This is a genomic window from Lachnoclostridium sp. (genome assembly GCF_031997925.1).
In the GTDB taxonomy this organism is placed as follows: domain Bacteria; phylum Bacillota; class Clostridia; order Lachnospirales; family Lachnospiraceae; genus Lachnoclostridium.
This window is the reverse complement of sequence record NZ_DAMADT010000005.1, coordinates 142828-158744: the sequence shown is the minus strand read 5'-3', so window position 1 is coordinate 158744 and position 15917 is coordinate 142828. Positions and strand designations below refer to the sequence as shown.

15 protein-coding genes and 1 pseudogene are annotated in these 15917 nt (G+C 34.9%); 8 read left to right on the top strand and 8 right to left on the bottom strand.

The window, feature by feature from the left end:
- Window positions 1–192 precede the first annotated feature (192 nt).
- Window positions 193–537 carry a phenylpyruvate tautomerase MIF-related protein gene (locus RTP52_RS05795; RefSeq protein WP_312101477.1) on the top strand — a complete coding sequence of 115 codons (345 nt, stop codon included), beginning with the start codon at window positions 193–195 and terminating at the stop codon, window positions 535–537.
- A gap of 1 nt (window position 538) precedes the next feature.
- Here the strand turns inward: RTP52_RS05795 and RTP52_RS05790 are convergent, their stop codons facing one another.
- The gene (locus tag RTP52_RS05790) at window positions 539–940 is read right to left on the bottom strand and encodes a putative ABC transporter permease (RefSeq protein ID WP_312101474.1); all 402 of its coding nucleotides are present in this window, start codon (window positions 938–940) and stop codon (window positions 539–541) included.
- Between the two features lie 317 nt (window positions 941–1257).
- Here RTP52_RS05790 and RTP52_RS05785 point away from each other — a divergent pair, with 317 nt between their 5' ends.
- Window positions 1258–1755 carry a CYTH domain-containing protein gene (locus tag RTP52_RS05785; RefSeq protein WP_312101472.1) on the top strand — a complete coding sequence of 166 codons (498 nt, stop codon included), beginning with the start codon at window positions 1258–1260 and terminating at the stop codon, window positions 1753–1755.
- A gap of 276 nt (window positions 1756–2031) precedes the next feature.
- On the top strand, window positions 2032–3366 hold the full coding sequence (gdhA, locus tag RTP52_RS05780) for an NADP-specific glutamate dehydrogenase (RefSeq protein ID WP_312101470.1): 1335 nt from the start codon (window positions 2032–2034) through the stop codon (window positions 3364–3366).
- Window positions 3367–3674: 308 nt separating this feature from the next.
- On the opposite strand, the gene RTP52_RS05775 is transcribed toward gdhA, so the two are convergent.
- The 7 genes from RTP52_RS05775 to RTP52_RS05745 all read right to left on the bottom strand — a co-directional run bounded on the left by RTP52_RS05775 (window position 3675) and on the right by RTP52_RS05745 (window position 11181).
- Complete coding sequence (locus RTP52_RS05775; protein ID WP_312369811.1) at window positions 3675–4919, bottom strand: GerAB/ArcD/ProY family transporter; 1245 nt, start codon at window positions 4917–4919, stop codon at window positions 3675–3677.
- Complete coding sequence (locus RTP52_RS05770) at window positions 4909–6114, bottom strand: Ger(x)C family spore germination protein (protein WP_312101466.1); 1206 nt, start codon at window positions 6112–6114, stop codon at window positions 4909–4911. The genes RTP52_RS05775 and RTP52_RS05770 overlap by 11 nt, the downstream gene beginning before the upstream one ends.
- 36 nt (window positions 6115–6150) lie before the next feature.
- Window positions 6151–7617, bottom strand: a complete 1467-nt coding sequence (locus RTP52_RS05765; RefSeq protein WP_312101464.1) for a spore germination protein — start codon at window positions 7615–7617, stop codon at window positions 6151–6153.
- A 324-nt stretch (window positions 7618–7941) separates the two neighbouring features.
- A complete protein-coding gene (locus tag RTP52_RS05760; RefSeq protein WP_312101462.1) occupies window positions 7942–8853 on the bottom strand; it encodes a TlpA family protein disulfide reductase in 912 nt (303 codons plus the stop codon).
- A gap of 30 nt (window positions 8854–8883) precedes the next feature.
- Entirely contained in the window at window positions 8884–9558 is a 675-nt protein-coding gene (locus RTP52_RS05755; protein ID WP_312369808.1) for a cytochrome c biogenesis CcdA family protein, read from the bottom strand.
- A gap of 347 nt (window positions 9559–9905) precedes the next feature.
- A complete protein-coding gene (locus tag RTP52_RS05750; RefSeq protein WP_312369806.1) occupies window positions 9906–10661 on the bottom strand; it encodes a YdcF family protein in 756 nt (251 codons plus the stop codon).
- A 379-nt stretch (window positions 10662–11040) separates the two neighbouring features.
- A complete protein-coding gene (locus RTP52_RS05745) occupies window positions 11041–11181 on the bottom strand; it encodes a hypothetical protein (protein ID WP_312101455.1) in 141 nt (46 codons plus the stop codon).
- Between the two features lie 393 nt (window positions 11182–11574).
- Here RTP52_RS05745 and RTP52_RS05740 point away from each other — a divergent pair, with 393 nt between their 5' ends.
- The 5 genes and pseudogenes from RTP52_RS05740 to RTP52_RS05720 form a co-directional block, all read left to right on the top strand.
- The gene (locus RTP52_RS05740) at window positions 11575–12423 is read left to right on the top strand and encodes a hypothetical protein (RefSeq protein WP_312369804.1); all 849 of its coding nucleotides are present in this window, start codon (window positions 11575–11577) and stop codon (window positions 12421–12423) included.
- The gene (locus RTP52_RS05735) at window positions 12392–13330 is read left to right on the top strand and encodes a hypothetical protein (RefSeq protein WP_312101452.1); all 939 of its coding nucleotides are present in this window, start codon (window positions 12392–12394) and stop codon (window positions 13328–13330) included. The genes RTP52_RS05740 and RTP52_RS05735 overlap by 32 nt, the downstream gene beginning before the upstream one ends.
- Window positions 13327–14010, top strand: coding sequence for a hypothetical protein (locus tag RTP52_RS05730; protein WP_312369802.1), 684 nt, complete (start codon window positions 13327–13329; stop codon window positions 14008–14010). The genes RTP52_RS05735 and RTP52_RS05730 overlap by 4 nt, the downstream gene beginning before the upstream one ends.
- A gap of 2 nt (window positions 14011–14012) precedes the next feature.
- Complete coding sequence (locus RTP52_RS05725; RefSeq protein WP_312101447.1) at window positions 14013–14867, top strand: hypothetical protein; 855 nt, start codon at window positions 14013–14015, stop codon at window positions 14865–14867.
- Window positions 14857–15917: pseudogene (locus RTP52_RS05720) on the top strand (hypothetical protein); the annotation flags it as partial. The gene RTP52_RS05725 and the pseudogene RTP52_RS05720, both read left to right, overlap by 11 nt.

Sequence of the window (15917 nt, the reverse complement as noted above, 5' to 3'; positions counted from 1 at the left end):
AAGATTATATGGTGGAAAGACTATGTAGTAGGACTATGTAGTAGGACTATGTAGTAGAAAGACTATGTGGGTAGAATGACTATGTGGGTAGAATGACTATGTGGGTAGAAAAACTATAGATAATTAGGGAGCGATTTGATATAATAGAAAGAAAATTCAGAGTATAAATGAATAAGGAAAGGAGCTATAAATATGCCATTTATTAATTCTAAAGTGAGCGTGAAATTAACAAAAGAACAAGAGGAATCAATAAAGCAAAAGCTTGGTAAGGCGATTGAGCTTATTCCAGGGAAAAGTGAAGCGTGGTTGATGGTAGGGTTTGAGGATGAATACTCTCTCTATTTTAAAGGGCAGGCGTTTGAAAAAACTGCATTTGTTGAGATTAAAATATTTGGTAAGGCAGATAGAGCAGCATACGATAACTTAACTGCTGCTATCTGCGAAATTTATCATGATGTTTTACAGATTCCTTCTGATAAGGTTTATGTTACCTATCAGGAAGTGCAACATTGGGGATGGAATGGAATGAATTTTTAAATTACTTTGAATTGTGGCTTAGTAGTTTTTCAAAATACAATCCAGCTAGGAACCAAGCAGGAAGATAGTCAAAACGAATAACTCCTTTAAAATTAAGTTTGGCCTTGCTGTAGTCCCATGGACAAGCTTTTAATTTCTTTAATAGGGTGCCAGTAAGATATTCCATTGATATAATACCTAACGCATAGATGGAGCCACGACAAAATGCACAACGCTTTTTAATTACTTTGCTTACAGGAGAAATTAAGGCAGCAAGTCCATAGATTGGAAACATCCAAATGGAAGTATGGCAGGATAAGGTTTTGTCTTTTCGTTCAATTGAGCTTAGACCTGTCCAAAAGCATTCCATACACCAACCACTAAGGCCACATAAGATAAAGTCGGTAAAAAAATTCTTTTTCATAAGTATTTGCCTCCTTTCTGCTTGTTCCTCTGATGCTAATATCAACTCATAGGCAATATAAATAGTAAAAGAAAAATGTTTTAAAATTTTATTTCATAGAAGAAATAATGGGGTAATAATAGAAATAATAATTACAAAAATGGATTACGTATTCTATAGTATCTGTAAAACCTAAGGAAGGTATGCACTTTTGCTTCGACATTCCAAAGTTTTCAGTACTATCCTGAAGGTGTATTCTTATTATAAAAATTAGAAGAATTCATTGCGTATTCACGTATTTGATTCATTTGAACAAATAAATTAAAAGGAGAAATTAAGTGGAAATTGAGCGTAAATTTAAAATCAGCAAACTTCCTGATAACTTAGAACAATATGAGAAAAGGGAAATCAAACAGGGTTACCTATGCACACAGCCAGTAGTAAGGATTCGTAAAAGTAATGAGAACTACATTCTAACGTATAAAAATAAATTAAACTATAATCAAGAACATGCTGTGATAAACGAAGAAGTCGAGTTACCTTTAACGAAAGAGGCATTTGAGCATTTACTTTCAAAGGTAGACTATAGTGTTATTGAAAAAACGAGATATCTGATTCCGCTCTCACAAGAGCATATCGCCGAATTTGATGTGTTCCATGGAAAATTAAGTGGGCTTATGTTTGTTGAAGTTGAATTCTCAAGTGAAAAAGATGCAATAGATTTTATAAAACCAGATTGGTTTGGAAAAGACGTATCGAATGATAAACGATATCGCAATTCTTACTTAGTATCAGTATCAAGTTTTGAAGAACTTCATTTGGATATAGAGGAATAAAGAAGTAAAATGATTAAAGGTTATAAAAAGGGAAAATTTAGTACTTTAATGAAGTGCTACTTAAAAGTTTTATCACTTTAATAAAGAAAACTATTGACAATTCTCAATTCCTTGTCATATAATAAATCCTAAGCAAAAACAATGGGGTAGTTGTGTTTCATAACTATACCCATTTTTATTTTGCCCTTTTATATTATTACATAACAGAAAACGTGTTGTTTGGATACAATATGTTAGAGGGCTGTTATAGATTAGAATGAAAAGGAGAGAACAGACATGAGATATGTTGATGAAGTAATCGAAAGAGCGATTGCCAAAAACCCTGGAGAACCAGAGTTTATTCAAGCAGTAAAGGAGGTTCTTAACTCCTTAAGACCAGTAGTGGATGCGAATGAGGATTTGTTTAGAAAAGAGGCACTTTTAGAACGTTTAATTGAGCCTGATAGACAATTTAAGTTTAGAGTACCTTGGGTTGATGACAAAGGTCAGGTACAGGTTAATGTCGGATATCGTGTTCAGTTTAACAATTCTATAGGACCTTACAAAGGTGGCTTACGTTTACACCCATCTGTAAACATTGGTATTATTAAATTCTTAGGGTTTGAGCAAATCTTTAAAAACTCCTTAACTAGCTTACCTATCGGTGGTGGTAAGGGAGGATCTGATTTTGATCCTAAGGGCAAATCGGACCGTGAAGTAATGGCATTTTGCCAAAGTTTTATGACTGAGCTTTGTAAATATATCGGGGCAGACGTTGACGTTCCAGCTGGTGATATCGGTACAGGAGCAAGGGAAATCGGTTATATGTACGGTCAATATAAGAGAATTCGTGGTATGTATGAAGGTGTATTAACAGGAAAAGGTCTAGCTTATGGTGGTTCCTTAGTTCGTACAGAAGCGACAGGATATGGTTTATTATATTTAACAGATGAGATGCTTAAGTGTAATGGTATCGATATTGCTGAAAAAACTATTTGCATTTCTGGTTCTGGTAATGTTGCAATTTATGCTACACAAAAAGCGCAGCAGCTAGGTGCTAAGGTAGTTACATTAAGTGATTCTACAGGTTGGGTTTATGATCCGGACGGAATTGACTTAGAAGCAATTAAAGAAATCAAAGAAGTGAAGCGTGCTCGTTTAACTGAGTACAAGAACTACAGACCAAACAGCGAATACCATGAAGGTAGAGGAGTATGGACTGTAAAATGTGATATTGCACTTCCTTGCGCAACACAAAATGAATTATTGTTAGAGGATGCAAAAGCACTTGTTGCAAATGGATGCAAAGCAGTTGCAGAAGGAGCTAATATGCCTACTACATTAGAGGCTACCGAGTATTTGCAGGAAAATGGCGTATTATTTGCTCCAGGTAAAGCAGCAAATGCAGGTGGTGTTGCTACCTCAGCACTCGAGATGAGCCAGAATTCTGAAAGACTTAGCTGGAGCTTTGAAGAAGTAGATGCTAAATTAAAGAGTATTATGATAAATATTTTCCATAACATGGATGATGCATCGAAACGTTATGGCTTCGGAGGAAACTATGTTGTTGGAGCCAACATCGCTGGCTTTGAGAAGGTCGCAACTGCGATGATTGCGCATGGAGTTTGTTAAGTAGTTGAGTATAGGGAAATAATTCTATATAAAGATATAACTTATACAAACGTTTAAAATAGAGAGGCTGTCCACCTGGTTACCAAGTTGAACAGCCTCTTTTTCTATTTTTTATAATCATTCATAATTTACTTTCTATCTAAAAGTAAATTTATTTCTATTATCCCTATATCTTATTCTATTATCCCTATATCTTATTCTATTGACAATATAACTTTTCTATTAATCATATAACTTTTTTATCTAATTAATCCTTTAACTTTCTAAGCATAAACCCTTTTCTACTCCATGTTTTTTATCCCTCATCTTCACTTGAAATTCTCTTCACTTTTCTTACTTCTGGTAATACGCTTGATAAAACAAACAATTCCCAGTAAGGTAGGTAAAACATATTGAAAAATCAAATTAATAGGCATCATATAGGATAAAAAAAATTCATCGAGTTCGTATTGGGTGATCTTTCGTAAATAAATATAACAACAGCAAACTAGTACCAATGGGGCACCAAGGCCTAATAAAAGTGTAGTTTTTCTTGATGGAGAAACAATATCAAGTGGTGCATTAGAATCTTCATTTGGTTGTTCTTGCTCCTTTTTCTCAAACACAAAGCTAAAGCAAGTAACACTAATAAGTGCAAAGACACAAACTGCTGTGAAGTCAGATACAATGCAGATTAAAGTTATAAAAGCGTCAAATCTTTCAAACGTACTTAGGATGGAGACTCCCTTGACCGATTGATAAATAGGATAGGTGAAGTTTTCTGTTAGTTTTGGCCCGTTGATACAAAGTGATAATAGAATGGAGGCAAAGCATAGTAAAGTAAAAAGTAAGATGCATCGGTATAATCTTGATTGAAAGGTTTTATGTCTTTTTTGTTTGTACCTAGTATCATGGGCATTATTGGCTTTAATATTATGTGGTAACTCTGGTCCTCGTTCAATATTACCTAGAAAGAAAAGTAATAACATTAAATTTCCACCAATTGATGCGATGCTAGGAATTCTTCTCAGATTATCGGTTAAGGAGCTAATGCTAATCGTTTTTAGATATTCTGTATGAAAACTAGGTACCGCAAATAGAAATAAGATTCCTAGGAAAATCACTGCTGGTAGGAATAAAAATTCAGAAAAACGTAGTATTGTTTTACTTCCTTTTGAGAAAGCGTATACACAAAGTAAAAATAAAAACCCAAGTAAAATATCTGCGGATATGGTCGGAAGTAGTGTGGTTTGTAATAGAGTGGAATAGGAACCAATCTTAAATAAGATTACTAAGAGACTCCAAACTGCATAGACAAGAAGAATAAACTTAGCAATTACTACTCCAACTAAATCGCTTAGAACCTCTAAAAATGAGTATCCTCGATAAACATATAACACTTGATACATAAGCCAAGCAAAGACACAACCAATTACGCCATAATACAATACCGCAACATACCCGGTAGAATCCCCAGATGGAGCTAGTAAGCTCGGCAATCTAGAAAAAATCGGAGTAATAGATAACAAAAGAAAAGTGTATGTGATTTGCCTGAGAGTTACTTTATTTTCCATAAGATGCACCTGTTTCTATCATATAATTTTTACCTAATTGTGAATCTGCGGTATATCGAAATCTCACCGTCTCGATTTGAAAATCTGGGATATCTTCTTCCGTTATTCCTTGCTCTTTGTACCTTTGGTTGATACGATTCTGTATTTCGAACAGGTCTACATTATGAGTCTTCATATAGCCTGTCAGGGCAGCAAATTGACTTTGCATATATTGATTTTGTCTAGCAGTTAATTCTCTTATTTCCTCCGTCTCGTAAAGGGAAGGTTGGTTGGTAGCCTCTTTTATATCGGTATCAAATTCAAGCTTTATGTCAGTAATAATTTCATTTCCTTGATTCGTGACATCAATATTACATTTGTAGTTGGTAATTTCTAATGCAATCGTAGAATTCACTTGGTTTGTGAATGCTTGTAGACTATCGTTTTCTTCTAAACCCTTCATCTGATCCGCTTGATGATAAGAAAGGTAGATTGGATAGGAACGAACTCGATTTCTAGCTAAATCTAGTAAAGAGGACATGGAGGTACTTAAGTATTGATATAGGGAATCCCCTTTAAAAACTGCATAGCCTGTAATATAAAGAGATTGGGTATCTTCTGTTAGATAAGGTAATAGTAGATTTCTTTTATTATCGGATAGAGCATTTAAAACATCAAGCAATGTGTTGTCTGTCTTTTTTAGTAACTGCTTTTGCTTCATATCGAGAGCTTGTAGTTCCGATATCATGTCCCTTTTCTCTTCTAAACCTCCTAAGATATAATCATGAATATTAGGGAGGGGGAGAAGATAAACGGAAGCATTCGTCTTAGTGGTATGCTCTCGAACAATATAATCAAGTCCCTTAAGCAGCCCATCCTTGCAAACAGTATCACTAACCAAATAATAGTTTGTGTGTGCAATAGTTATCGGATTTCGATTTTTTAATTTTAAGTCCTCAAAAGCTGCATAGATGGTGCTACCACTACCGGTTTCGGAGAGTGATATCGTGCTATCGCCAGAACCAGCGGCATCGCTATAGATCGCAGTGACAGTATAGTTCGTGGAAGACTTATCAATAGCAATGATTCGAACCAAATCCACGTTGCTAATTTCTTGGCGATTCATATTGATGTAGCATAAATATAATAGTAGCAGAATAGCGAAAAAACCTAGTATTTTAAGATGATGATAGGTGCGGTAATTTGATTTATTCATATAGCAATAGTTCCCATAATTACGGGAGGCGCCTCCTTACTGTATTTTTTGTTTCCGGCGATTTTTTTTCGCAATATTATTGGGGCGTAACTTAAAGTCTTTTATTGGATATCGGAGAAATGTATCTTGGAGTACATTTTCATAGTTATCTACAAATGGAGTTAAATATGCGACCCCAAAACTATCTAGGCTACACAAATGTAGACAGATGAAGATGATACCAATTATTACACCGAAAAATCCAGCAAATGCAGCTAGGATGCCCAGAACAAATCGGGATATACGCAGTGCTATGGCGAGGTCCTGATTTGGTACCGTAAACCCTGCAATACCAGTAAGTGCAACAATGATTACAACTACAGGAGATATAATATTTGCAGAAACAGCAGCCTGTCCAACGACTAAGCCACCAACAATAGACATCGCTTGACCAACGGGCTTTGGTAAACGAAGACCTGCTTCAATTAAAATCTCGAAGGAGAATAATAATCCTAAAACTTCAATCCATGAGGAAAATGGTACTTTTGCTTTTGCCTCCTGTATAGAAAGTATCATCTGGACTGGTAGCAGTTGATTATGAAAGGTAGTAATTGCAATATAAAATGCAGGCAATAGTAGTGAGACTAATACCGTAACATACCGCAATAATCGGAAGGCAGAACTTGCTATAAAGTTTGTCGAATAATCTTCTGGTGATTGTAATAACATAGGAAATTGACATGGCAAAACATATACAAAAGGAATACCATCCACCACAATTGCAATTCTTCCATCGGTGAGATTAGAACAACATCGATCCGGACGTTGAGTATACATAATTTGTGGCATCAAGGTTTGCTTCGGTGGAACTAGATATTCCTCGATAAAAGATGATGCAGCAATATTATCAATATCAATGGATTGTAATTGCGTCCTGATTTTATCTACAAGAGTTAAATCACAGATATCATTAAGATAAACTAAAGCTACATCAGTTTTTGATTGACTTCCGACATACATTTGCTCGATAACTAGATAAGGAGATCTTATACGCCTTCGTATTAAAGCTGTGTTAGTTCGTAATGCTTCGATAAAGGAATCTTTTGCTCCCTTCATAACGCCTTCTTCCGCTGGTTCGGAAATGGAACGTTTATCGAAGGCTCGAACGTCAAATAAAATAGCTTTTTGCAAATCATCAAAGATTAATCCAACCATACCGCTCATGACACAAGTCAACAGTGAATCCATATCTGAGGTTTCCGAGGCGAAAGCATGATAAGTACCGCCATTATTATAGAAAAACTCGAAAAGAGCTGCTTGAGTAGGGCATTGCTTTGCGCCTTCCTCTATTGCCAAAGGCTTAAGAATAGTAAGGTCAATTAAATGACTACTTGTCAATCCATCAACGCAGAATATGGTAAGAGTAAGATCATAATCACTTTTTATATGAATCGGGCGTACTAAAATATCAGTACTTTTTTTAAACATTTCTTTTATTGTAGTAGAATTAATTACCTGGCTCATATGAATAACCACGCCTTTCCTTAGCAAGAATACTTCGGGCCGCACAATATTTACAGTAAATTGCAAGCAACTCACTATACTAACTCTAATAAAACATGATTGCGTTACAAAGTATTGCTATCATTTCATGATAACGGTAGTATTTACATTCTTAGGTAAGATTATGTATGAAGGTAACAAAAAAGTGGTTAGAATAGGTAAGTTCAGTACGAAATTTAATACTTTAATTGCCTATTCTAACCACTAATTTTATAGTTTACTTAAACTATTTATTATAAGCATGGTTGTTATGCTTTTACTTTTAATCAGATACAAATTATTCCATTAATTTAGGATTTTATTAATTTCATTTTCTAAAGTAGATTCACTCATAGCACCTTTTTTAATCGTTGCAATACTTCCATCTGCATTTATAAATAAAGTAGTAGGATAGGAAGTTATGCTATAAGCGTAAGATGCGCTTTGTTTTGTATCATAAAATACTGGAAAACTAAATCCATTTTTTGCTATAAAGCTTTGTCCAGTTTCTTTTGTTTCACGATTACCATCTACCATGTCTACCATTAAGAAAGTAACACTTCCTTTGTATTGTTGGTACATGCTATCAAAGCCTGGCATTTCACTTTTACATGGTCCACACCAGCTAGCCCAGAAATTCACAACAATTGGTTTACCAAAGTAATCACTCAACGATACAGCATTTCCGTTACTATCGTATACGGTAAAGTTAGTAGCTGTGTTTTTATTGACTGGTATCGTTGGAATAGGAGTACTAGTTGGAACAGGAGTATTCGTTGGTACAGGTGAATTCGTTGCCTGAGGAGCTTTCGTTGGTTGTACTGCATTACCTTGTTTTACTGGAGCCTTAGTAGGTACATTATTAGCTACTTTATCTGTTGCTGCTTTTTCAGGTATATTTGTAGAATTATTATTTGATTTTTCTGTAATGTTCGATTTTGATTTATCGTTTGATTTATCAATAACTGCCTCGGATGCCTTTTCTACCGAATTATTATTTGGTAAAACAGTTGGGTCAATTGCTTTCGTTGTGGAATCCTCGTTCTCCCCCGTAGTAAATGGAACATCCGATTCTTCACTTGCAAGCTCTGATTCAGACTGAGGTGTGAAGGCTTCTTCATTCTCATAACCTTTGGCAAGTTGTTTGTAAAGTAATGCAGATATTAATAATAATGCGGTAAATACACCGGCGATTATATAAGTCTTTTTCTTATTCATATGTTATCCTTTCCCAGCAATGAAAAAAAGCTATCGAATACTTAGTAACGCGAGTAATCTTCCATAGGTTCCAGTAATCATAAGAAGTCCAATGACGATTAGTAGGATACCTGCAATCATATTAATTACCTTATAGTGCCTCTTAATAAAGTCAAACGTTGATTTTAACTGATTTATCAATAGGGCACTGAAAAGGAAGGGGATACCCAGACCTAAGGTATAGGCGCTTAACATAAAGAACCCTTTTAAAGCACTTCCCGACTGAGCAGCCATTACGAGTGCGGAGCCTAAGAAAGTACCAACGCATGGTGTCCATCCTACAGAAAAGATAATACCGAGTAAGACAGAAGGAAAAAAACCATGTGATTGATGCTCGGAATTTAGTTTTAGAGCTCCGTTAAAGAGCTTAATCCGAAATACTCCAAGGTAACTAAGACCAAAGAATATGATGATGGAGCCAGATACGATATTAATGATCTGTCCATAGCGTATAATGAAACGCCCTAATGTTCCTGCAAAGACACCTAAGCTTATAAAGGTTAATGAAAATCCGGATATAAAACCAAGTGCTGCATACAATGTACCATGCTTTGTTCGCTCCGAAGGTCTGCCTGCGATATATGTTAAATACAGCGGTAGCATAGGCAGAAGGCAAGGCGACAAAAATGTAATAATTCCTTCTAGAAATGTAATAATGTATTCCAAACGAAACTCCTTTCTTAAAAATTAAGTTATCGTGGAAACTGCTTTTAGGCTAACGTAAATCTTTTACAAAATCAAATGTAAGTTATTGAAGAGATGTAAATAATAGGATATAAAATATGCGATTTGCATAGAAATCTGCATAATATTGGGTAAAATCACAGCAAATATTAGGATGTTAGAGGAAAGAAATATACCTAATTCAAGGGAAATAGTACAAGAAAGTTAAGATGGTGGAGATACTTAGATCCATTAAAAAAGGAGCCCTTGCTGATAGCTGATTGTACGTCAGCCATTTAGCAAAAGCTCCTTTTCAGTTACAAAAAGTGTAAAGGTATGTTATTAACTCTCTAAATATTGTTACATATCCAGTCCTTTACCAATGCAAAAAATTCACGCACATAGTACTGGGGAGTAGTAAGTAAAAGTTCATGAGCAGAAGAAAGGGATAGATTTTTATAACCAAGTTTCATTGCAATTCGTGAAGCGCGGTAGATATGAAAGTTGCTTGTGATAACAACAACACTACTCTTAGGATCATCAATAAATGATTGGCTAAAAGTTAGATTTTCTACGGTATTGGTGGAATGTTCCTCCAGTAGTATTCTTTCTTCTTTTACTCCTCGTGCCATGAGCCCCTGCTTTATGGCATAAGCTTCCGTGATATCTTCTCCCTCACCTTGTCCTCCAGAACAAATTGCTTTTGAGTTTGGATTTTTTATTAAATAGTCGGCAGCAGTATTAATACGGGCATTTAATGTAAGAGAAGGGGTTTTACCTCTAACTTGAGCACCTAAGATTATAACGTAATCCGCATTAGGAACGGGGGTTTGAAGACTTTTTGCTACTAAAAATCCCTCTGTTAATAAAAATATCGATAGACCAATCCACACACCATATTGTATAACGATTCGTAAGGAGTTATTAAAGGTACTTGGATGTTTCAAAAGGTAAGTAAGAACAAAGGAGGCACTAAAAAGACTGAGGGCTAGCGCTATCCAAAACCATAGAAACGATGTTTTCGGACCGGAATAAAACAATACAATTAAAAAATAAAGAACGGAAAGGACGGAAACAGTCCGCAACATATAGATTGTGAAACGCATTTTAACCTCTATTCTAGCACAGCACGCTTTTTTCTTTAGTGTGCCTAACGAAGCGGGAACACACTAACTGTGGTTAGCGTATCATAGGTTTTTTAATATAGCAAGTAAGAAGTATGAAAGAAATTATAAATTTTCTTTCACACGGATCTTTGTGCCTGCGTCGTAGTGGCAATGAGGTTATGAAAGTACTGTACGCGGATTACGTATATCCTCTTTAGTAAGAAAGATTTAGAATGTACAAAGATTGATTGATAAATTAGATCATAAAAAGTGGAGTAATCAAAATCTTCTCAGTAAAGCGAAACTCTTTACAGTGAATGATTGGTTACTCCACAAAATATTGCTACATGATATCTCTAAGTGCTTTTAATAAAACGAATTAACGCCAAGGACCACGCCAAGGACCACGCCAAGGACCTCTCCAAGGGCCAGGGCCAAACCATGGACCAGGACCAAACCAAGGACCAGGGCCAAACCAAGGACCAAATGGAGGTCTACCACCACAACAAGGTCTAGACATATATGAGTGCTCCTTTCTTATTCTTACTACATTATATGAATTGCTTCAACAAAATTTACCAATAGTACAAGGAAGAATGTTAGAAATTGAAAAAAAAATATATATTATCAAATATATTGTCCACCAAACTAGTAGAAATAAGAAATACTTCAGTGAAAAATAAGAAATTAGTGCCTCATGACGTTAAGAGAAACTTCCCCAAATGAGTAATTAGCCAGGAAAACTTTATAATATACAAAGATATTGTTTATAATGACAAAAAACGATAAAAAACTCTGTGAAAATACACAATGAAATAAAGATTTACAATATATTACATATTGATTATAATAAGAATATCACATATGGGGGGTCATACAGTGAACGTGAAATAATTAATAGGAGGAGTTTTATGTGAAAGTTGCCTTTTTTAGTACAGAAGGCTCATGCGGCGCTACAAGTAGTATGGCTGCAATAAGCATAGCAGCAGTCCTTAGTGAAAAACTGCGTATATTGACATTAGAAAATCATTGGAACGAAAGCACAATTGCAGAATGCTATTTTTATGAAAATAGCACCAATATCATAAAGCAAGGATGTGTTCATTACTTAGAACATGGTATGCTTGATAATTTGGTAAGGCATTTCGCTACAATGACCAACAAAAGACGAGAGGGAATCATGACAGTAGAAGTGATTGAAGATAGTCTCTACTATATGCCTCAGAATGCATTTAGCCATGATTTGTTTGACTATGAATTTTCTTGTAATATGTTACCAATGCTAAAAATTCTTGAAACTTCTTATCCTTTTCTTTTCATCGATACAAAAAATCAAACCTTAAGTTCTAAAATAATTTTAGATGAAGCAGACTTTGTAGTTTTAAATCTACCTCAAAATGAATTATTAATTGAAGATATCATGAAATCTTATTCTTCAATTCTAAACAAATCGCTCTTTTTAATGTGTGATTATCGTGAACAATCTTCTATCTCTATTCCACGTATTATGAACGAGTATCAGATTTTACCCGAACAATTAGCAATTCTTCCTCATTCCGTTCCATTTGAGACTGCCATACAGGAAGGTAGTGCAATTAATTTTATTTATAGTAATTATGATTGCGATGTGAACCATGTAAATTATACCTTTATGAAGGAGCTTAAGAGAACAACGAGGCTAATTTTACAAGGTGCTCAATTAAAAATGTGTACGATTGGAGGTAATAGGAATGAAGCGAAAGCAAATTGTTACGCGTTTTGAGAGAATGAGAAGAGTGAAATTTGTTTTATTTTCTTGTTTCATTGCTATTGTTTCGATGGTAATTGGTGCAGGCAGTATTTTTCTTTACTTAGAAAAGCAAAAAATAGACTCTGATAAGAGGATAGAGGAACGTAAAAAATATGTCTACCTTGCAAAGAATAATATCAATCCCGGTGAGATTTTGAGTGATGATAACCTTAAAAAGGTATACCTAGAGTGCAACATGCCGACAGAATATTACATAACAGAGGGGCAATTAGGAACTATGGCAATTATTCCAATTGAGGTTGATGTGCCAATATTAAGAACGATGTGTTCCAAAGGAGCATTTTCGGATGAACTTAGAGAAGTTGCTTGTGAGGTGGTAAGCTTAAGTGATAATTTGATGCAAAATGATTATGTAGACATTAGACTTCGATATCCTAACGGGGAAGATTATGTTGTATTATCGAAAAAAAGTGTTCATAACTTATCATCACTTGAAAGGCAAAAGCAAGGGGAAGAAACATGTTATCTTTGGTTAAAGGAAGAGGAAATTCTAAATTTTTCAGCTGCTATAGTGGATGCTTATCTGTACAGCGGTTCAAGCTTTTATACTGTAAAATATCTAGAACCACAATTGCAAGAAGCCTCAGCCGTTACTTATATTCCAAGACTAGAAACTCTAGATATGATCAAACAATATCCTGAAATTATAGGAACTGCCAAACTAACCTTAAAAGAAAGGTTGCGGAAAGAGTTAGAGAACCGCCTTCATTATTTTATTACCCAAGAAATACGTGAAATTGATTGGCCAATGGAAAAGGGATTAGGAGAGGAAAGAAAAGAGGATATCAATACAAATCCAAACGTAGATGCGAATTCATATGAAGGGACTGAGGAAACTGGGTGGGAGGAGATTCCATGATAGCTTTTGTTGGAAATGAAACATCTGATATTATGCTATATTTGGCGATAACTCTGAAGCAACAAAAAAGACGTGTCTTAATACTTGATGAAATGAGACGTGAAACGATTCCGTGTTTTTTGGAGGATGGATATGCAACTGATCAATATAAATATGAAGACGTTAAGAAAAGTATAGAACAACATAGAGAAATAGACTATTTGTTTGGATACAAGCTTTCTTCCTTTGATAGCAGTTGTTTTGAAAAATTAAAAGAGGAATATGATGATATTTTTCTAAGGGTAGAGCGAGAATATGATGAAACATGGGTTTCTCATTGCAAATCGATGCTATTTTTATCCGATTTGCAGAAGGACTCCGTAGAGTATTTAAAAATTATTTCTGAAATAAGGCAACCTGACATCATATTGTTGCGAAATATTATAAATTGTAAGATTAAGCCAAAATATGTTCTTCGGCAATTAAGAAAGAAGGAAAAACAAACAAAGATAATCCTTGTTCCATACCGGAAGAAGGATAGGAGATATCAGATTGAAAATCAATATAATCATATGGTCCGATTTAATAAATTATCTTCTAAACTTCGGAGGGGGATACTAGAAATTCTTTATTTTTTAGTACCGGAGTTAGAAAAAAAGGAGATAAAGAAGGCCTTTGAGGTGGCAGGAAAGGGGATTTAGTTATGAAAGTTTTATTTTGGAGTAATACGCGTGGACAGGCAGGAACAAGTGCCAATATGATAGCAGTAGCGATGATGAACGATTTACTTTATCAGAAAAAAAGCATATTATTGCAAACGCATTTTGACTTAAATCAACTTGAGGCTTGGCTGTTAGAAAGAAAAAAACGTGAGTTAGTTTGTGATTATCGAGTTGGAATTGACCAATTGATTCAAGGTATATTATCTGGAATGAATACGAGGCAGTTGCTTATGGATTGCTGCTTATCCGTAACAGAAGAATGTATTGATTTTCTACCTGGTACAAATGCAAAACATCGAGAAGTATATGAACAAGGATTACAGGAGGCCTATCATACGATACTAAATCTTGCACAACAGTGTTATGAAGATGTGTTTATTGATGCATGTACAGGAATGAATCCATTTATGGAGAAACTATGGGATGAGGCGGATTATGTTGTTGTTTGTTTAAGTCAAAATATTAGAATACTGAATGACTTTTTTCAGAACTATACTTATGATCGAAAGAAGACTCTATTCTTAATTGGTAATTATGATAAGCGCTCAGAGCTAAATCTAAAGAATCTTTTCAAACGTTATAAATCATTAAACTATCAAAATACCATGGTTATCCCTTATAATGTTGAATTTCGTGATGCGATGTCTTTAGCAAAAATAAAAGATTTTTTCTATCAAAACATCCACTGTGATAAAGAGGATAGTAATTTTGAATTTATTGATCAAGTGAAAGGATTTGCTTCCCTTTTATATCGCTTATCTGAAGAAAAACAGTTAAAGATACCGGATGAATACCATAATCGGACTGCATTAGGAGGAGCTTCTAGTGTTCTTTAATCTTTTATTATTTGGTGTATTACTAGTACTTCTTATCATCTTTATACTATTCATTTGTTATGATGGAAGGAGTAAGGAAGAAAAGAGGGTGGAGGACAACCCTTATCAGTTGTCAAACCTTCAGGATAAATTAAAGCAGTATTTTTATGATAATGTCAATGAAGAGTTTCCCTCTAAACATCTAACGAGACAGGAATTACAAAAACTGAAACATCAGAAAATATATCTTCGTAAAGCGTTACACGAATGCAACGTAGGATCTGCTGTTGCAAAACGTTTTGTGAAGGAGCAAATCAAAGAGTGGTTACAAAGTGCCAACAAGATAGCCCCTGAGAACATTAATTTTGTAATTCCTTTTCACGATGTAATAGCTTTAAGCTGCCAAGACAAATTTGAAATTTTATTATATTACTATAAGACTGAATATGGAGCAGAGGCATTTTATAAATTATTAACGGACTATAATTTGTGGAATCCAAAACAGAGAGAGGATACTCCATACGAGATCACACAAGACCAGATACATAGAATATTTGATATTGCGGGTATTCGTCTTAGTTTTACGGATAAGTTAGAAATCATTGCTCAGAGATTATATCAGAATTATAAGGGGCATGGACCTGTGGATGAACTAAGGGACATGAATATTGATGGAGTCTCTGGCGGGGTATCGGGTTCTTTATCAGAAAAGGTTGACGGGATGATGAGAGATGCTACGGATGGAAACACAAATTTTAAGAATAGCATTTGGGTATTCTTTCGTGGGCTTATGATTCATCTAAGTTTTCTCTCCTTCTCGTCAGAAGGAGAGCTTCAAAAAATATGTCGAAACATCTATCGTTATGGAAAGCCTGGGCAATTATCTGCGGTTCGGGGGTATATTGTTAATGAAATGATGGATGGCTCACGTGTTGTTGTCGTTCGGCCGCCATTTGCAGAAAGTTGGTCATTTTTTGTTCGAAAGTTTGACTACCTGGGAGTATCAAAGTTAACTGAATTAATAACAGATGTTGATGCGTCTCTTGTAATAACTTTATTACGCCTTTTGAT